This window comes from Endozoicomonas sp. 2B-B (genome assembly GCF_053470045.1).
In genome coordinates, this window is sequence record NZ_JBLZMU010000001.1 from 5,845,259 (window position 1) to 5,864,236 (window position 18,978).

Sequence of the window (18,978 nt, forward strand, 5' to 3'; positions counted from 1 at the left end):
AAATTCGCAAAAGTACAAATACTTATTTAACCTTTCATTTGATCCGCAATCAGGTACACTGGAATTGTGCACTCGTTTACAGGCATTACTGAAAGCGCAGTTAAGGAGGGTCCATGAACCATAACAAGTACAAAGAACTGCAGGATCTGGTAGACAACTACCTGGACTCGGGGTTATCAGCCAGAGAGTATGTTGAAGCCTGTGTGGATGCAGGCGATATCAGCGCTGCAGAAGCCCTGAAGTTGCTGTCTGTTCTCAGGGAAGCTCAATCTGTTACCTTCAAGTTGGCCGAAGTCGCGGACTATGAGAACCCCGGACTTCAAATGACGCTCATGCGCAAGGGAGAGGAGTATGAACATGATAATCCTCTCTTTAATATCACTTTTGATGAAAGCCTCGATCCTGACAGGGAGGAAGTGATCGATCTATTACAGAGCTTTGCCAAGGATCTGGCAGTGCTGGCAACCCGTGGGGAGCTGAACGAAGCCGAAGCAGTGGACTCTATTGATGAGAGCCCTGAAGAATGGCTTGATCACCCGAACATAATGCCAGCCAGTGAAACCCGTCATTAACCGGATACTTTATGTTCATCACTGAGGTAGATGAAACTAACAACTTCCTGGAGGCCTGAGCTCCAGATAGAATTTGCAAAAGCGCCCGTTCAAGGGCGCTTTTTACTTTGGGAGCCTTTCGGACTGAACTCAAAAGCGCGCCAGACCCAGATCAAAAAAAACTCTTCTGAAACAACTGATCAAGACGCTTTAACGCATCAAATGCGTGAAGACCAGAAAGTCTGATACCCAGAGTCTCACCACAGACCAGCTCAAGACCCAACAGTTTGACCAGACTTCTTCCATTGACATAGTCACCATTCTTACTGACATTGCGGACATAAACACGGGCATCATAGTGCGTCAGGGCAGCAATAAAGGCACTGCCGCACCGGGCATGTAGACCATTAATGTTGTGGATAAGATACTCTCTGGTCAGCTCATTGCTTTTCGTGGATGTACGACTGACCCAGCCTCTCTTACAGGTTTCCCTCTGGCTCTGGCTCAAGTAAGCCTTTTGCCATTCGCTGAGATTGCCCAGCCCCGGTAATGGTTTGCCCTCGAGTGCATCGACAATTATTTGAGGCTCACGGGTACGGGCCAGATAATGACAGAGAGGTCGATTGTCCAGAACACGGGTCAGACCACCCAGTATCCTGAGGTGTTCATGGCAGTGGGCAGCTATACCAAAGGCCAGAAAAACAGGTTGATTCACGCCCCATTCAACACCTTCAGGAAACTGAATGACAACTACGCCCGTTCTCTTAATGGCGTGGCGAAGTTCTGGCATGCCATGAGGTATAGCGATACCGTTATCCAGAAATGTGGAAGCAAGGCTCTCCCGGGCGTGGATACCCGGAAGGTATTCAGCTGAAACCAAACCGGTTTCCAGCATTTTTTTGCCAGCTAATTGCAAAGCCTCCTGCTTGCTATCGGCTTCCTGCTGTAAAAATATCTGCCTTTTTTCGAGTTTTAACATCAGTGAAAGAACCGCACTAAACCGTCCCAGCCAACATACTATAGCCGAAACGCAAAAGGGCATTTATAGCCAGTTATCCTTCCGGTCAGAGTTTTTATAGTCAACGCCTCTACCAAGGTAGACCGGGTCGGGACAGAATTCACTATCGAGGTACAAATCCTGACGTCAGGCTGAGTCAACTCTCAGCAATTGCAGGCCCGCCTGCCCTTCAACCTGATGGGTGTTAATTGCTAACTGGCCTCTGGCCATTGCGCGTTTTAACCAGAAATTGGCCAGCCAGGGACCCAGTAGAGGTACTCTGGCACCACGAACCTTAATGAAGGGTTGCCTGAACTGAACAATATCCTCTTTCAGGGGAGCCTGAACAGATAGAGCCAGGTCTGATCCCAACAGCCAGCTAAACAGCAAAGGCAACTTCCCAAGCACCTTGAGGGCAGGTACTTTCAGAGCAAAACTCACTTGCGGTGTATCCCCCTTGACCGCTAATTTCATCTGACTGACTTCTGGACAATGGCTTAGATCACCCAAATAAATCTCTGTCCTCGACAGTGCTGCTTTTTCAGGGTTTTCCTGAAGTGTGCTGAACGCTCGCTCCTTGCGTTCAGGTTCTGACTTTATATTGCTATGACTCACGGGACTTTCGGTAAGAGGAGCCTGTATTTCTTCGGGTATTTGAGGAGGCAACCCGGTGCTGATGTCAGCCTTTTCATTGATTACAGGAGTCACTTCAATCTCTTTGGGAAAGGATGACGGTATCTCATGGGTCGATAGTTCTTTCTGTTCGTCCGGAGCAGAAAGCGGTTCCGGTTCACCCAGCAAGCCCAGGCAAAGCAGGTTCATGATCTGATTGGACGACTGAGGATTCATACCCATTTTTTCCTGGAACAGCTGATCCAGTTCACTGACCCTGTGCGGCTTGCCCATCAGATCAGAGATAGCAAGGGCCACCCACTCCTTATCTGCAACCGAGCGCTCTCCGGCTTCGACACGAACATCTCCGGCAGCCAGACAGGCCACGCTGCCCAGGTCGACAGAAAGATAACTGGCGATACCAAGAGGATTATGGGTACCAATGGAGCTGTAATGTTCAGAGGTACAAGCCTGATACTGTTTCCATAACCGTTCCAGTTTCCGAAACTCAAGAGGAAAGTCCAGTTGCAGTAATTGGTGAACAATCTCTCCCATTGGCGGATTCACTTTCACAGAGACATCTTTCAAGCTGACGGGAAACGCTTCACGGATACCTGACACTTCGTTGACCAGCCCCAGGTTCAGGACGACATCGGGCACTTTGATTGCCAGCACACTATCCTCACCCAGACGGAATCCGGAAAACTTCAGAGAGGCGGAAGATAACTCGCCATGGGCTGTGTCTGTAAAGTCGATGCGCTGCTCACCAAAACCCATTGATGCAGAGGTAGAAGGGTCTGATGCCTGCTTTTTGGCAAGTCCTCTTAAGGTATGAAAGAGCTTCAGGGCATTTTGGTAAGAATGGATGGATTGGCCAGCATTGGCTTCGCGATACATCATAGCCGCAGTCCGCTGTTTCTGCTTCGACAACTCTTCTTGCCTCTGCTGAAGCAATTTCCGGGCGCGTTGCAGATCTTTCCGGCAAGAGGTCAACATGACCTGGCAAGCCTTTTTCTCCTTGCTTTCCTTCATCCCCGGAAGATCTTCTTCCAGCATCTTTACCGTCTTTTCTCTTGACTGATACAGACCGACCGTAGCATTGGCTTTTACAGCAAAGCCATCTTCCCGCTCTCTGGACTTTTTAAGACTGTCAGCACCCAGCTCTTTTTTCCAGGTCGTCACCATCGGAGCAAATAATCGGATGACCGCTTCTCCCATCGCTTGCATGAACAGGTCTGACTTCACCCCTCTCTCTTCCGTTTCCAAGCCATCAACCGAGCATTGAATAACATCACCCAGATGCCTTTTTGCATCCGATCCTGATGTCTCTGCATAGAGAGCTCCAAAGGCCTCAGAGCATTTTTTGTAGGCGCTGAAAGTCTCTGTCTTTCTACAGGTCAATAAGTGGTTCAGTGGCTCGGCAAGGGGTTCGCCAATACAAACACGACAGCTCCCCTTTATTTTGATGGGGCCAACCGCTTTATCTTCTTCCAGGGAAAAGCAATCGGCAGAGATTTCGGGTACTTCCAGCTCCAACTGCCCCTTCTCAAAACAGAAACGACTGGTATTAAGGACCAGATTTTTAACCTGAATGTCATAACGGTCAGGATCGGTCACTTTCACATCACCCAGACGCATCTCAAACACCTTTCCTCGATGCTTGTCCTTCTTGTTTCTTTTGAAAACATCTTTCATTAGTGCAAGGGCTTGGATACCGGTTGAAATATTCTCTTCCAGCACCTTCATACTCTGCTCAAGTTTTCTTTTACTGACTGGAAGCGACTGCCCATAAGAACGCACCTGTTCAGCGGATCTTGTTAAATAAGCCTTTTTGAGAACCAGCTGTGCCTTTATGCTCAGTTGCTTTTTAACCAGAATAATGTAGTGATTCATCTGCTCAGGCGTCAGGACCTCGATACTTTTGCGTAGCCTTTGCAGTGACTCCTCAGCAAGCTTCAGACTGTGCTCCAAGTCTTCGATATCCCGCTTGAATGACTCCTGATTCTCAAGCTCATCATTGATTAAATTGCGAAACTCTTTCTGAGTGGCACCGGTAACCGATGAAATGGCAGAGCTGAAAAAAGAGATAAAACTGGACGACAGTGAACTGAGCGCACGGGTCAACAGGCCGGGTTTAACCTGGACTGTCTCTATTCCTCTTTCAGCCAGTGATCGGAAAGGTTGATATTCTGAACGAGACAGGATCTGTTTGCGGGTTGTGTCTTCCTTGCGAACCCCCTGAACCTCATTATCCAAGTCCGAAGACGGAGGCTGATACAGGGGCTTTCTGCCGGTTACTTTATTGCCTAATTTCATTACCTTTTATTAACCATTTCCCTGGTAGGCGAGTGTCTGAAACACTGGTTTAATACGCCTGTAACGTTAGTGTAACAATTTAAAAAGCCTGACATGCACAGACTCAGCTCAACGACCGATTGCGGCGGGTCTGCATGTTTTCGCTAACGTGTTAGCGTGGTTGCGCATCGCCAAAAGTGATGCAGCAAGATGTAAAAATAACAAGAAACAATAATAATAATATGCAATTTCACAAACTTAAGTTGGCTATTGGAGTTGCGCTAGGAGCCGCTAACTTCCTGGACTTAATTTTCTATGCCAACCCTGGCGATGGAGATGAATACTTGCCGCGTCCGGCGAGCACCAGCTCAAGCGTGACGGCTTTTAACCAGAGCTTAAAGCAGCAGTTAGCAACCAGCATGGCGCAGATCACCACATCTGAGCCTGACGCCCGCTGTTAGAGGCACCGCCAGGATCGGCCCCTTTTGGCTGGGACGATGGCAAAGCCTTTATGATCCAGGATGTGAATATGGGCAACACAGATCCCATTGATCACTGGCTGGCGATGAACCGCGCCAACAATTTAAAAGAGTTCCAACAAACCTTTGTCGATTATGATGGCTTGATTTTTAACAACACCATGTATGCCGACAAAGAGGGCAACGCTTTTTACATTGATGACTCTGCAGTCCCCGGGCTTTGTGAGGCGGCAGTGGCGACACTGCGCACCTCACCAGAGTTAAATGCCCTGCGTGAACAGGCGGGCTTTACCGTACTGCCAGGTGATAACTCATTCTTTGCCTTTGATGGTTCAACGCCCTATGAGCGCTCACCCAAGTTGCTGCGCAGTGATTTTGTGCAAAACTCTAATGACTCACATTGGTCAACTAACCTTGCCCAGCCACTGGAAAATTTCTCACCTATGTAAGGGGAAGAGCGTGGTCAACTTCGGTTACGTGTCGTCAGTGGTGACACCTTACCTTCCGGGTTAACCACCGAGGGATATCCTATTCGTTTTGGCTCAAGCTGGATGTATGTGGTGAGCTTTACGGATTCCGGCCCGAAGGCTAAAGGCATATTAACCTACTCGCAAACGAACAATATGTTGCGCCCTGAGTATACAGATCAAACTCAGCTTTACTCATCAGGTCAGGGGCTCAGACCTCTGCTTTATAGCGAAGATGAGATTGCCTTGGGTTTGGTATCGACATTGGAGTTAAACACCCAAAAGCAGTGAGGCTTAATTGCACTTGCCAAAAACGCTCAAGGCTGGCTTGAGCGTTTTTTATTGACCTAATGTCCGTTCAGTTATACGACCAACACATCTCAGTTGTCTGGTGCGACACTCTGAGAAATGCCTTCACTTGATTTTCACTCACCCATTCTACAAACCAGTTAGTCAGGTTTGCCATATATCCCTGTGCTTTCTGCTCTGCCCCGCGTTCCGGACTCCCGGCATCACCCAGGCCTAACCCGAGACTTTTGAACAAGATTCAAACGCTTCTGTCGCTCAACATGGTCCAGCTCCAGCTGATAATGCTGCTTCCTGAGCCTGCGATTAACCAGAAAAGTCGCCAACCAAACAGCCGGGTTTAAGGAAGTTCGCTTCTTCAATTGAACAAAAGGTGACTGCAGTTGCAATTCTGAACTTTTTCGGTCAATCGGCAGAGTTACCTCTACAGCCACCTCTTTTTTGCCGAGGAAAAAGCCCATCCACCAGGACAGCTTTTTCATCAAACTCCAAGGAGCAATACGCATTTCAAAATCAGCGACTCTTTTTCCTTTTTCTGTCCGGAACCTTGGATTAATCACTCCGATGCACTCGTCCAGGTCTTTGAACTTTAAACCTTCTGGTGGTTTTTCTGTGGCAGGTTTAACTGAGGCCCGGGACAGGTGCCGATTGGTCGCTGCGTTTGCCACTTCGGATGGTTTGACTTCTTCGGGTAACGATGATGAGGATGGAGTAACTGCCCGGTTTTTTCGAGCATTCACCAGGATTGACTGAAGCCTTTCCGGCTCAGCGACGGAAGCATCCACCGTTACCTTCCAGGGAGACTCAGGATTTACCGCCGCTGTGCCTGATGGAGTGGTTAAAACAGATTCAGACTCTGAGATCTCAGCATTTGGGGTTGTATTCTCTGGTGGCTCAGTCTCTGGAACAGGGGTGGTCACTTCCGAACTCTGAGTGACCTCTTGCTCCGGCAGTGGGGAAGTCCGTGGGATTGGTGGCTCTTGTCCAGAAAATGGCAAGACCAGATGTTCCAGTTTTTCAGGTGCAAAAACAGCACTGTCAGCAAAAACACCTTCCTCACAAAGCTTCCAGACTTTCTGCTGAGACTCTTTGGTTAAACCTGCCGATGCCAGTGCTGACGCCATAGCCTCGGCATCAACATTCGCCGAGAGAAGTTCTCCGGTTTTCTCGACAAACGTCTGCCTGTGCTGCTGATACGGGCTAGCTTCCTCTCCTGAGAAAGCCACCTCTCCCTCGCGGGTCAGGCAGGCAACCTTCCCCAGATCAATCTCTAAATAATCGGAGGTTTTAGTCCCACCCGAGCGCTTCTTTTTCTCCGCCTCCCTATAAATGGGCAGAACGACTTTTTTCAGCGTTTTGGAGTCCACTGGAAACTTCAGCTGCAACAGTTCCTTCACCAGAGGTCCAAAGGGTGGCTGAATTTTGATCGATGCACCTCTAACGATGACCGGTACCGACTTTTTCTCTCCCGTCACTTCATTCTGAAGAGTGATATGGCTGGCCATTTCGGGAATAGTCAGCTCCGCGACACCGGATGGACTGAAAGAAAAATCAGACACGTTGACCTTAAGCTGGCTCAATTCAACAGAACTGGTATCCGATACGGGAATCTTCATTCCCGGAATAGCAATATGCTTTTGTCTGCCTGTCGGGCTGCCATTAGCCACAGCTGCCAGCCCGTAGACCAGATCGATCATCCCCCGGTTCATATCAAATGACGAGTCAATATTCTTTGATCGTTGTTGCTGAACGCTTCTTAACTGTTTGCTGTGGGTTAACTCACGGATTTTGACTTCTCTCAGTTCCTCTACCGCTTTCAGAGCTTTGGTCGCTTGAAGACTCAATTGTTGACATTGGTCTTTTGCTTCACCCCCAGGCAGGCTTTCTATATCTTCCAGCAGTTGATGAAGATCGTCTTTGCGCTCTTTTTCTTCTTTGTCCAAACTTTCGCAAACCACTTCCAACCCTTTATGCTTCCATTGCTTCTCAAGATCCAGTGCAACAAGAGGAAGCTCGGAGCTTCCTGACATGAACGGGATCATCAAATCAAGCAGCGAGTGAGCAAACGAAGCGTCTTGCAGCGCAAGGGTTTGTCCATCTTTTTTTTCTAACTGAAGGCTTTTAATCGACACTTCAGCCATATCAGCCACATTGGCAGGCTTCAGCTCTTTGCTCATGGCATTAATATATATGGGAGCTTTCGCGATGTTCTCGGTCAACACCTTGCGCAAGTGTTCACTGATCGGTGGCTTCAGTTTGAGACTGATTCCTCCGGACAAAGTCATTGGCTCAACCTCGCCACTGGCCCCCATTGACGATAAGTCTGCCCTGATATCGGCAATATCCAATATCAGCTCTTGCGTGGGAGACATATAACACTGCTCAATAAAGACACCGATGTTTTGTACCTTCAGCTCAGCACCGGAGGACAGTGTGGTCGACAGGTTCCCCAGGTTGAGGTGATAAACCTTGCCAGCAGGCAATCCTTTTTTGGACTTCCCAAAGACCTCTTGAAGCCCATGTATCAGTTTAAGTCCGGGACCCATTTGCTTTTCGATCAACTTCAGGAAGTCCTGTGTCTCTTTCCTGATCGCCGTACCCCAAACTTTCAGGAGAGGCTTCGTCTCCTCTATCTCATTTAAGTTTCGCTCTAGCCTGCTCAGCTGAGCTCTTAATTCAAAAAGCCTTTCTTGGAGTTTTGAAAATTTATCCTGCTTTTTAGTTTCCAGACGGGGAAGCTTTTTTCTCAATCCCTTCAGTTCAGTCTGAATGGATTTCATCTCATACTGTAATTTCTTCAGATTCTTTTTGTTCTCGTTGGCAAACTGTTCATTTCTCTTTAAATTATCATCGGCCCTGTTGCCAGTCTTACCGACTCCGGCTCGGATAAACTTCATCGCTAACTTGGAAAATCCTGTCAGGAGGGTGGCCCAGAAGCCTCCCTCCACATTCTCAATGACAACATCCCGTTTGTGGATAGGCACATATTGGAGGTGCAGACCTGCTTCCCCCTGCAATAGCGAGTCGGTGGTTTCGTCAACAGAGACATCCCGAGGCCCCATTTTAGCCTTGGTTGGTTGAGTAGAAGGTAGCGATTGATTTTGAACTGTTTGCTGCCTGCCCCCGGGGCCATTAACAGGTAGATTGGAGCCACCAGTTGTCATATCATCATCCATGATCAGAGAGTTTTTTTTATATCGCCACATTGCCACTGAGCTTGAAACAGACAATCTCGCCCCACCTTTGATGACCATGACCCACCAACAAAGTCTCTGGAGCACAAACAGTTAAGAACAGGTAATTGCGGCAGGTTCTGGGAGTTTGTCAGTGGCGTCAAAGTACCAGAGTATATCCCTGCCCACTCGGCGGGTCGTGTTAATCAAGGTGAGTTCGACGCAAAAAAAAAGACAAGGCAGACCCCTGTGATTTAACTGTCTTTCGGTTGCACTTCTCAGATAGCTAACCAGAGGCTTGCTGCATTCTTTGCATCGAATTCAGTTCTGAGTAGTCAAGAAATACTGCCTGACACCATGGGTGAGCGCAGGCAATCAATCATTTCACTTCAGCTCAGTGACTTGCCTCGTTCCATTCTCACTGCTGGTCACCAGGCGAAAGCCATCGTCGATGAAGTCTACGAAATTGACCGGCCCATCATGTTGAACGGTGGTTTTTTCTACCCATGATCCGTCGACCATCTTGTCACAGACTTTTGCCGTGTGATCGTCACTGGCAGTCACCACATGCATTTCATCAGCGCTGAAGGTTGCTAATGTGATCGGCCCGTCATGGGAAATGGCAGTTTTGGTTACCCATGCTCCGTCGGCCCCCAGGTCATGAATTCCCGCCATGTGATCGTCGCTGACAGTGACCACATGGAGCTTATCGCCGCTTAAGGTGGCTGAGTTGATATGACCTTTAGAGGCAATGCTAGTGTAGTGCGACCTAATTAACAGTACATAAAGACTCCTAACGGTCTACTATGGATGTTATTCCAACCACTGCCTGTTTTTACTATGCGAGTTGCCACAGAGATAATACTTGATGCTTCTGAAGAAATACGACTCAGAAAGATTACTTCATCAAATACTTGCCCTCTTCGCTTGGCCCGCCGTGCCCAGATTGTTCTTCTCTCTGCAGAAGGAAAAAGCAATCTTGAGATTGCGCAAATACTGAAGATCGGTCGTCATCAGGTCAGCCGCTGGCGTGACCGATATGCTCAGGAAGGCTTCTCCGGGATTGAACAGGATCGAGCTCGCAGTGGCCGTAAAAAGAAGATTGATGCTGCTGAGATTGTGAGTCTGACCACAAACACCCTTCCGGAAAATGCCACTCACTGGAGCACCCGAACTATGGCTGCTGTTAGCGGTATCAGTGAGAGAAGTGTTCGCCGGATATGGCATGCATATGGCCTCAAGCCTCACCTGGAAAAGACATTCAAGGTGTCCCGAGACCCGAAATTTGTGGAGAAGCTTGAAGATATTGTCGGACTCTATCTGTCTCCTCCTGAACATGCGTTGGTGCTGTGCTGTGATGAAAAAAGTCAGGTTCAGGCACTCGATCGAACACAGCCTGGCTTACCGTTGAAGAAAGGGCGTGCCGCAACAATGACTCATGATTATAAACGACATGGTACAACCACTCTCTTTGCAGCACTGAATGTACTTGATGGTGCTGTCATCGGTCAGTGCCAGCAGCGTCATACCCATGTGGAATGGTTGAAGTTTCTTAAACAGATAAATAGGGAAACGGCAAAAGACAAAGAGCTGCACCTGATTTGCGACAACTATGCGACTCACAAACACCCGAAGGTGCGAGAATGGCTGGAAAAACATCCTCGTTTTCATATGCACTTTACGCCAACGTCAGCATCATGGTTAAACATGGTTGAGAGATTTTTTCGGGATCTCACGAGTCAGCGTTTACGCCGTGGTGTGTTTGTCAGTGTGCCACAGCTAGTCAGTGCGATTGATGAATATATTGAAAAGCATAATCAAAATCCAAAGCCGTTTATCTGGACTGCTAAGGCAAATGATATCTTAGAAAAAGTCGTTCGGGCTAATCGCCGGTTAAGTTGCAAAAAGAACGACGCACTACACTAGCCTCTTTTCTTAAGGTAGACATTAAGCCCCACCCACAGCACAAAGACCTAATCTTGTACGCCCTGAACAACCATCTCGTGCAGGGTGTTCACGTTTCGCATTATCTGCCCAGAAGTTGAGCAGCTTCCTTGTATGTGAGAGCAGAGACTTTCCTGCATTCATAAGGGATAAAATGACATTACCAAACAGTCGGGTTCCACTTTTCATCGCCTTATGCGTCGAGATTTCTTCAATGGCTCCACTTTCATAGAGGTTCGCCTGTGCAGCATGGGCAAGATACCTTTTCAACGTCACAACCACGAAGGACATCAGAATCAGGCTAAACACCAGTGTCGCTGATTTAGTGTTAAAACGATGCCACCCTGAATAGGACTTGATCTCTTTGAAGATAAGCTCTATTTGCCATCGTAGACGATAGGCCTGAAGTACTTCATTCAGGGTGAACTCAACCCGGTTAAGGTTGCTTACAACGAATACCCATTTCAGTTTCCTGTCATTCCAGCGGACAACCAAACGATATGGCCAGGCTTTGAATCCTGGCCATTCTACATCCAGGTCGAGGCATTGATCTTTAGGGAAGCCAGACAACACTTCCTTAAGTTTTTTCCCTTTGTAGCGATTCAGATTTTTGCCATCCTCCCGTACTGCGCTGAGTATCGTCGGGTTGATACTCTGAGGTGCCTTGCAGATAAAAGAACCTTCCCGATCATCAATGGCAGCAAAGCGTTCCAACTCAAAATAACCGGCATCGATCAGCATCAGGATATTAGCCATGGAGGTTGGCAGTGGTGGCAGACAGTCTCTTTCTGAACGGGTATCTTCAGTGAGCTGCACGCGCACCAGATTGTTGGTAAGAAGATCCATTGTCGTATGAAGTTCTACAGCAGCAGGACTGACCGTTGAGAACCTGCCGGGAAATGTTTCCTTTAGGGCATTGTAGACAGCCTGCGATGAGCCGTCATGAATCAGAATGTGCTCGAACTCTGAAAATGGACTGTCCTCATCAAACGCCATGACTTTGCGGGTAAAGACTTCCAGACACTGCACCCATAGCCAGAGGACAAGAGCAGGCATCGCGTCTTTTTTAGCTTGATTTGCCCAGGAACGATAGGAGACATTCAGCCCCGTCAACTCATTAAATTTACGGTGGAGATCGGCTTGAGTATCGCAGTTTCCATCACCAGCAAGGGCATCAATCAGTGAAAGGATAAAGTCCAAGGGGCGGATATCTCGCTGTCGTATAGTAAAACCAAGCTGTTCCGCCATACTGAGAAGTTCAGACCGGTCGAAACACGTCAGCAGTTTTTTTGAACTAGTCTACTATTTGCGATACTCATCTTGTTCAGCCTTGATACTTTTCGCGAAGCTTTATTTTGGCTGTTCAAGGTGAGTTCTGCCGCTGGAAATGAAGCTTTTTTGAGCTTAATGTCTACCCTAAGAGCCTCTTTTGCAAATGACCCATCGGCCTTCCGATTGTAGATATTCGCTATGCCATCGGTATTGATGGTCACCACACGGCGGTCACTGGCTCTGTCACCTTGAAGCTGGGAGCCTGCCTGTTGTAAACCTTGATGACTTAAAAGTTCACCCTGGTCAGCTTTAGTAATAACCCATCCGAAACCAGCACCTGTTTGTTTGCTCTGTGGCTGAACAGGTTTTGTCAAGTCTGAGGTTGAAACCCCAACAGCGGCGGGTGTATTTACGTTATTCATATAAAGTTCCTTTCATTAAGTTAGTTTTATCCTTGATTGCAAGGATATTGATTTGAAGATCATCCAACATTGATGTCCTTCGGTAACTCAGAGTTGCCTTCAGGATAAAAGTTCATAACATTGATGTAAGCGCAACTAACAAGAAGACAGGACGCTGATGATCTGCTTAAAAAACGTGAGTTCGACGCAAAAAAAAGACAAGGAAACCCCTTTGATTAAACTATCTTTTATAAGTACTCAGCCATACGGAATCGAATATTTCTGGCTTATTGGGCAGGTGCTCTGCAAGGCGCAACGACGGGAACATAGCAAGCTATGTGACCAGAGTTGCAACGCATCACGACTGCATGGATGCAGGAGCTAGAGCAACGCAGGAGCAGTTGCCGCGAGTGCCTGAACAATGAGTCAGAAAATATGATTTCGTATGGTTGAGTACTTAAGACGCTATACTTCCATCGCGCCTTACTCGCCACAAAGAGCGCTTTTTTATGAACACTACTTCATTAAAAGTATCGGTCATCGCAGCCTTTCTTCTCAGCGCCATGGCTCTTGCCGCCGTTGTTCAGATCCCAATCGCTCTGGCCTGTACGGGCATTACACTGGTTTCAGAGGACGATGCGGTCATCCAGGCTCGCACTGAAGAGTGGGGATCCTTTGATCTGGAATCAAAAATTATGGTGATACCACGAGACACCGCCTTCACGGGTCTCACGCCTGATGGCAAACCGGGCTTAAAGTGGAAAGCCAAATACGGTGTTGTCGGCATTAATGGCCTGAATAAACCAGCGCTTATTGATGGAATGAACGAAAAAGGGTTAGCCGTTTCAGTGCTTTACTTGCCAGGCACTGCCGAGTTTCCACCCTATGACCCGGCCAAAGCAGCAAACACAATTGGCCCTCAAGACATCAGCAACTGGGTACTTTCTACCCAGTCGACAATAAAAGATATAAAGCAAAATCTTCCAAAAATAGATGTTGCCCCCGTAAAGGAAAAAGGCTTAGGCAATATCGTGCCTCCGATCCATTTCATGATGACAGATCGCTCAGGAGCGTCAATTGTGGTGGAGTACACCCATGGCGGCCAGCTGAATATTTATGACAACCCCGTCGGCGTGTTAACTAACAATCCTGAGTTTCCCTGGCATCTGCAAAACCTGAAAAATTACGTCGGCCTTACCGCTAAAGCCAAACCAGACATTAAAATAGGCGATCTGGAGTTAGCGCCACACGGCGCTGGTTCGGGCATGATTGGCCTGCCTGGCGATTACTCACCCGTCTCTCGATTTGTTCGCGCAGCAGCACTTCGAAACACTGCACGCCCCGTCGAAAATGGCTATGCCGCCGCAATGGAATCACTGCGCATCCTGAACAACTTTGATATTCCTTCTGGTGCAGTACTCGCCAGAGATGAACTCCCCAAAGACGACACAATGGGCTCCACTCAGTGGACGACGGCCATGGATACCAAAGACCTGAAATACTATTACAAAACCATGTTTAACAGCCGTATTCGAGAGATTGATTTCGCATCGGTAGACTTTGATAAACCCGGGATTCGTTATCGCGATTTAGATCTGAAAAAACAGCAGGATTTGAAGGTCGTCGATATTTAATAGTCCCCGTGACATGGGAATGATCAACCCCCGTCTGGCCAGTGAGTATTTTCATTGGGCTATAAGTCTGTTTCTGCACTTACTGACTACTGGCTACAAAACGAGCGACACAACCGGTCGCCTGAATGTCCACATCAGTGAATCTTGAGCGCAATTCCTGCTCCAACCCATCCAGATAATCATTCTGATTGCTGAAGATCCCTTTTCGGTTGTAAACGCCCATTAGAGCTTTTGCCACCAGAGTATGAGGTACATTAAGAATGGTGGCGCCAAACAGTTTTCCCCCTTCATTCAGCAAGGGCTTAACGTGATCGAACACGACAGCTTTGCTATGGATGCTGCCTGGCAGGCAGTGCAGTAAATAGTTCATGCTGATAGAGTTGAAGGCATTGACTGGCAAGGAGGTAAATGGTTTGAAAACGTTATGCACCAGGGTGATGGGTTGATAACGGTTTAATCGCTGCCCGGCATACTCAAGTGTGTTTACGTTCAGGTCTACCAATGTCAACGATGGATGATCGGTTGGGAACTGGCAGCGATCAGGGAAATAACCGGTGCCAACACCTATATCCAGATGCTGGTCGCTGACGTGCTGATTAAACCAGTCCAGGATTACGGGTGTCGGACACTGCCAGATAAAACGGTTGGAAATGCCCAGCACGGCAATATCATAGATATTGAGAACCCGCTTTGAATAAACGGCCTGACCCCTGTGAACTTGTTCTTCCGTTATCTTACCGCCTGGTAAAGCCATAGTAGAGTACTCCACAGTATCTGACTTACTATAGAAAAGATCAGAGTTCGCAACAGTAATGCCCAACAATCTGACTCTGTCCGCATTCGAAAGCATATTTTCATGCACAGGAAGTCAGTCAGCAGCCTCACTGAGACTAAAAAAATAATAGCTCTGAGAATCTGACATAATAAGGAAAGAGAAAAGACCCACTCTGACCAGGAGTCCCCCCTTGAGCTTGAAAACTGTGTTTATCACCGGAGCCACTTCCGGTTTTGGTGAAGCCTGTGCCCGTCGTTTTGCCAGTGAACAAGGCTGGCAGCTGGTAATTACCGGCAGAAGAAAGGAACGTCTGGAAGCACTGGCCAGAGAACTCTCGGCATCCTGTCCTGTTCACTGCCTTGTTTTTGATATAAGAGATGAAGATGCCATTCAGGATGCGCTGAGCAGCCTCCCGGAAGCTTTTTCAGACATTCATACTCTGATCAACAATGCCGGTCTGGCTCTGGGCACTAAACCAGCTGACCAGTGTAATACACGACAGTGGATAAGCATGATCGACACCAACATTAAAGGGCTGGTTCTGATCACTCATGCGCTTTTACCGGCCCTGAAGAAAAACAACAGTGGCAGTATTATTAACCTGGGATCAGTTGCCGGTAATTATCCTTACCCTGGTGGCAATGTTTATGGCGGCACCAAAGCATTTGTAAAACAGTTTTCCCTGAATCTTCGTTCTGACCTTCTGGGGAGTGGCATCAGAGTGACCAATATCGAACCCGGAATGGCTGAAACTGAATTTTCACTCGTGCGTTTCGAGGGTGATCAATCAAAAGCCGATGCAGTGTATAAAGGTATGAAGCCTCTTTCAGCAGAAGATATCGCAGAGAGCATCTACTGGGTCGCAAGCAGACCAGCCCATGTCAATATTAACGCCATGGAAATCATGCCCGTTCAGCAGGCTTTTGCAGCTTTTGATGTGGATCGCAATCAATGATATCTCTGTCTGGAGCTTGCTCTCAGCAGGCTCCTGCTTTAAACACACGCTCTCAAAAAACAACTGTTGAAGCAGGTTATACACAAAATTTTGTAGCCTTATAAACAACAATTAACGTATAAATACGGCTTTCAAAAGGCCCAATATATTCAAGAGACTCTCGTCTGATTATTTTTCAACCAATGCATAAACGCCTTGTAATTTCAGGCACCTCATGAGTTATCCACAAGTAATTCAGTGTGTTAATCAGTTATTTTGTTGAAAACACACCTCAACCCTTTCTACCATTGAGTGCCAGCTACACACCGACCCCAGCGAATGGGTGCATTTCTCCAAACAGCCAACCGGACTCAAAAAATTGACCGCAACGGAGTATTTCTGACTACTGGATACATTGATATCCTACTTCGCGGGAATGACGACCTCAGAGCATGGGAACGAGCTGTTGTAGTTTTGCGAAACTCTCAGAGCGTGGGAACGGGTTGAAAATATCAAAGAAAAATCATTTTTCCTGAATCCAGGTACTGAAGTCCAGCGTATCATTCACAGGATCAATAGAGAACGGTCACTGACCGGCCACATTTACCCTGACAATGTTTTTTCAGGCAAAGTTTCGCCAATGTCGAGATAGACTCATACTTTTTTGCACTATGCAGTCTTTGACAATAATCGACTTTTTAAGGTCTGCCTGAATTTATCGGGATATACATGAAGATACGATCACTTAATCTGCATTCTCAGATAAGCTGCACTGCAACAGTTTCAAAAAACAGCAGGCAGAATACCCTGCTAGTGCTATTCAGCTTATGTCTGGTATTCCTTCTTTTATCGCTCAATCGACCTGCACATGCTCTTTCAACTGAATGGTTAGTGAACCCTCAGCAGCCTGAGGCCAGGGTCAGGCTGCACTTTTCTGGTGAAGCAGACCCGACCACCCGTCAACTTTATGCGGCACTGGAAGTCCAATTATCAGGTGACTGGAAGACTTACTGGCGATCACCCGGCGAGGCTGGTATTCCACCTGAAATCGACTGGCGTATAGAACAGCCACAAGGCAGCAGTAATATAGAAACGGTTGAGTGGCTCTGGCCCGCTCCAGAGCGTATAGAAATGCTGGGACTGCATACCCTTGGCTATAAAAATGGTACGGTTTTTCCTCTTCTGATTCAGGTTAAAGATTTGAATCAGCCGGTCTCCATCAATGCCAGACTGAGGTTGTCTTCCTGCACCACGGTATGCGTACTGACAGATTACGAGATTCAACTGGATTTCACCCCCTCTGATCTGAAAGCAGACCCGCAAGCGTCATTCCTGATTGATAAAGCCCTTTCCCGGGTTCCGACGACTATGCCGGACTCAGGGCTGAGCGTAGAATCTGTTGTATGGAACAAGGAAAACAACAAGGTTGTTGCCACTGCCCACTCTGAGACTGGCTGGGAAAAGGCCGTTGACGTCATCATCGATGGTCAGGAAGAGATTACCTTCGGACTGCCGGAATTTACCATTGAGGGCAACCAGCTTCAGGCCGTCATGAATGCATCAAGCTGGCTGGGTGAATACAACCTGTCAGATGAACCTGTCACCGTTACCCTTCTTAATGGCGACAATGGCCTTGAAAAAACCTTGTCCGTCAAGGAAGTCGCTGCCAGTTCACTGCCAGCAGACACCCGTTCAGCAAGCCTGATGGTGTTACTGGGTCTGGCACTTCTGGGCGGCTTTATCCTCAACCTGATGCCCTGCGTTCTGCCCGTCCTCGGTATGAAGCTTTCTTCCGTACTCCATGCTTCAGGCCAGGAAGCCAAAGTCACCCGCAAGCAGTTTCTGAGCTCTGCGGCAGGCATTGTTTTCTCCTTCTGGTTACTGGCGACGTTTCTCTGGATACTCAAGCTGACCGGCAACAGTATTGGTTGGGGCATCCAGTTTCAAAGCCCCTGGTTTATCGGTTTCATGGTGGCGGTCACTGCCCTTTTTGCTACTAACCTGATAGGCCTGTTTGAAATCCATCTGCCCTCATTCCTGTCGACCAGGCTGGCTACAGCAGGTGATAACAGTACAGCAGGCCACTTTGTTCAGGGTATGTTCGCAACGCTTCTGGCAACGCCCTGTTCAGCGCCATTTCTGGGAACCGCCGTCGCCTTTGCCCTGTCCACCAACAGCTTCAACCTGTTTGCCATATTCACGGCTTTGGGCATAGGTCTTGCCCTTCCGTATCTGCTGATTGCAGCCAGACCCTCTCTTTTGAAGTGGATGCCAAAACCCGGTCAGTGGATGATCAACCTTCGTCGTTTACTGGCACTGATGCTGCTGGTGACTTCGTTGTGGCTAACCAGCCTGCTTCAGGCATTCCTGCCAGTCTATCTGCTTCTGATGATTGCCCTGATTCCTACTGTACTGGTCCTGCATCGCCTGTTGATCAGCTTGATGCCTCAAGCTGGAAAAAGACTATTGCTACTGCCCTCACTGTTCCTGTCAATGGCGATAGTGCTCTTCGGAGCCTGGTCGACCGGTTTGTTCACTGCGGAACAATCGACATCAGACAATCTGATCTGGAACCCCCTGAATGAGCAGGAAATTGCCAGCTCGGTGGCTGAAGGCAAAGTCGTCTTTGTCGATGTCACAGCTGACTGGTGTATCACTTGTAAAGCAAACAAGATCAGGGTCATCGACAGGGATCCAACCAACAGTCGCCTGCAAAAAAACTCTATGATAACTATGAAAGGAGACTGGACCCGGCCTTCAGAAGAAATTAATGCCTATCTTCAGAAGAACGGGCGATTTGGTGTACCTTTCAATATCGTCTATGGTCCGGGTGCTCCTGAAGGAATACCACTGCCGGTTATTCTCGACCATGACAGTGTTGCAGCGGCTATTGAGAAGGCATCGTCCAGGTAAACCCGGGAAATCAGCCCGAAAAGCTTCTCATAGAATCATAATGGAATGCTTTTTCGCTGTTTACCGACCAACCTGAGCCCTGAAGTTTCACCAACAGATGGGCTCCATAGCCAGAGAGCCTGGCCTATAAGTCTTTGCCATTGCCATTTAATCATGACAAAGTGGCAGTCAAAGCTATTTCGCCCCTGAAGTGAATCTCACTCCCATGAGCTTCAGCAACAACTC

The 18,978-nt window shown here is 47.9% G+C and carries 15 protein-coding genes; 8 read left to right on the forward strand and 7 right to left on the reverse strand.

The annotated features are described in order from the left end of the window. Positions 1 to 113: 113 nt before the first annotated feature. On the forward strand, positions 114 to 572 hold the full coding sequence (locus ACOMHB_RS21630; protein ID WP_317145220.1) for a hypothetical protein: 459 nt from the start codon (positions 114 to 116) through the stop codon (positions 570 to 572). A gap of 151 nt (positions 573 to 723) precedes the next feature. Here the strand turns inward: ACOMHB_RS21630 and ACOMHB_RS21635 are convergent, their stop codons facing one another. Further along, the gene (locus tag ACOMHB_RS21635; RefSeq protein ID WP_448218166.1) at positions 724 to 1,530 is read right to left on the reverse strand and encodes a PTS sugar transporter subunit IIA; all 807 of its coding nucleotides are present in this window, start codon (positions 1,528 to 1,530) and stop codon (positions 724 to 726) included. Positions 1,531 to 1,695: 165 nt separating this feature from the next. Then, positions 1,696 to 4,476 (reverse strand): hypothetical protein, encoded by a 2,781-nt coding sequence (locus ACOMHB_RS21640; RefSeq protein WP_448218167.1) that lies wholly within the window; start codon positions 4,474 to 4,476, stop codon positions 1,696 to 1,698. Positions 4,477 to 4,652: 176 nt separating this feature from the next. Here ACOMHB_RS21640 and ACOMHB_RS21645 point away from each other — a divergent pair, with 176 nt between their 5' ends. The 3 genes from ACOMHB_RS21645 (at position 4,653) to ACOMHB_RS21655 (ending at position 5,692) form a co-directional block, all read left to right on the forward strand. Further along, a complete protein-coding gene (locus ACOMHB_RS21645) occupies positions 4,653 to 4,916 on the forward strand; it encodes a hypothetical protein (protein ID WP_448218168.1) in 264 nt (87 codons plus the stop codon). A gap of 68 nt (positions 4,917 to 4,984) precedes the next feature. After that, the gene (locus ACOMHB_RS21650) at positions 4,985 to 5,383 is read left to right on the forward strand and encodes a penicillin acylase family protein (RefSeq protein ID WP_448218169.1); all 399 of its coding nucleotides are present in this window, start codon (positions 4,985 to 4,987) and stop codon (positions 5,381 to 5,383) included. 81 nt (positions 5,384 to 5,464) lie between these two features. Beyond that, a complete protein-coding gene (locus ACOMHB_RS21655) occupies positions 5,465 to 5,692 on the forward strand; it encodes a penicillin acylase family protein (protein ID WP_448218662.1) in 228 nt (75 codons plus the stop codon). Between the two features lie 221 nt (positions 5,693 to 5,913). Here the strand turns inward: ACOMHB_RS21655 and ACOMHB_RS21660 are convergent, their stop codons facing one another. After that, entirely contained in the window at positions 5,914 to 8,937 is a 3,024-nt protein-coding gene (locus ACOMHB_RS21660; protein WP_448218170.1) for a hypothetical protein, read from the reverse strand. 327 nt (positions 8,938 to 9,264) lie between these two features. Next, positions 9,265 to 9,555: a WD40 repeat domain-containing protein gene (locus ACOMHB_RS21665; protein WP_448218171.1), complete on the reverse strand. Its 291-nt coding sequence runs from the start codon at positions 9,553 to 9,555 to the stop codon at positions 9,265 to 9,267. Between the two features lie 165 nt (positions 9,556 to 9,720). On the opposite strand from ACOMHB_RS21665, the gene ACOMHB_RS21670 reads away from it, so the two are divergent. Beyond that, entirely contained in the window at positions 9,721 to 10,806 is a 1,086-nt protein-coding gene (locus ACOMHB_RS21670; protein WP_448218589.1) for an IS630 family transposase, read from the forward strand. Between the two features lie 21 nt (positions 10,807 to 10,827). On the opposite strand, the gene ACOMHB_RS21675 is transcribed toward ACOMHB_RS21670, so the two are convergent. Both ACOMHB_RS21675 and ACOMHB_RS21680 read right to left on the reverse strand, forming a co-directional pair. After that, positions 10,828 to 12,108, reverse strand: a complete 1,281-nt coding sequence (locus ACOMHB_RS21675; protein WP_448218596.1) for an IS4 family transposase — start codon at positions 12,106 to 12,108, stop codon at positions 10,828 to 10,830. Next, positions 12,102 to 12,518 (reverse strand): hypothetical protein, encoded by a 417-nt coding sequence (locus ACOMHB_RS21680; RefSeq protein ID WP_448218172.1) that lies wholly within the window; start codon positions 12,516 to 12,518, stop codon positions 12,102 to 12,104. Before ACOMHB_RS21680 ends, ACOMHB_RS21675 begins: the two co-directional genes overlap by 7 nt. A 488-nt stretch (positions 12,519 to 13,006) precedes the next feature. Here ACOMHB_RS21680 and ACOMHB_RS21685 point away from each other — a divergent pair, with 488 nt between their 5' ends. After that, positions 13,007 to 14,131: a linear amide C-N hydrolase gene (locus tag ACOMHB_RS21685; protein ID WP_448218173.1), complete on the forward strand. Its 1,125-nt coding sequence runs from the start codon at positions 13,007 to 13,009 to the stop codon at positions 14,129 to 14,131. Between the two features lie 79 nt (positions 14,132 to 14,210). On the opposite strand, the gene ACOMHB_RS21690 is transcribed toward ACOMHB_RS21685, so the two are convergent. Next, positions 14,211 to 14,885, reverse strand: a complete 675-nt coding sequence (locus ACOMHB_RS21690; RefSeq protein WP_448218174.1) for a class I SAM-dependent methyltransferase — start codon at positions 14,883 to 14,885, stop codon at positions 14,211 to 14,213. A 217-nt stretch (positions 14,886 to 15,102) separates the two neighbouring features. Here ACOMHB_RS21690 and ACOMHB_RS21695 point away from each other — a divergent pair, with 217 nt between their 5' ends. Then, positions 15,103 to 15,861: an SDR family oxidoreductase gene (locus ACOMHB_RS21695; protein WP_448218663.1), complete on the forward strand. Its 759-nt coding sequence runs from the start codon at positions 15,103 to 15,105 to the stop codon at positions 15,859 to 15,861. Positions 15,862 to 16,731: 870 nt separating this feature from the next. Then, a complete protein-coding gene (locus ACOMHB_RS21700; RefSeq protein ID WP_448218175.1) occupies positions 16,732 to 18,753 on the forward strand; it encodes a protein-disulfide reductase DsbD family protein in 2,022 nt (673 codons plus the stop codon). Positions 18,754 to 18,978: the final 225 nt, after the last annotated feature.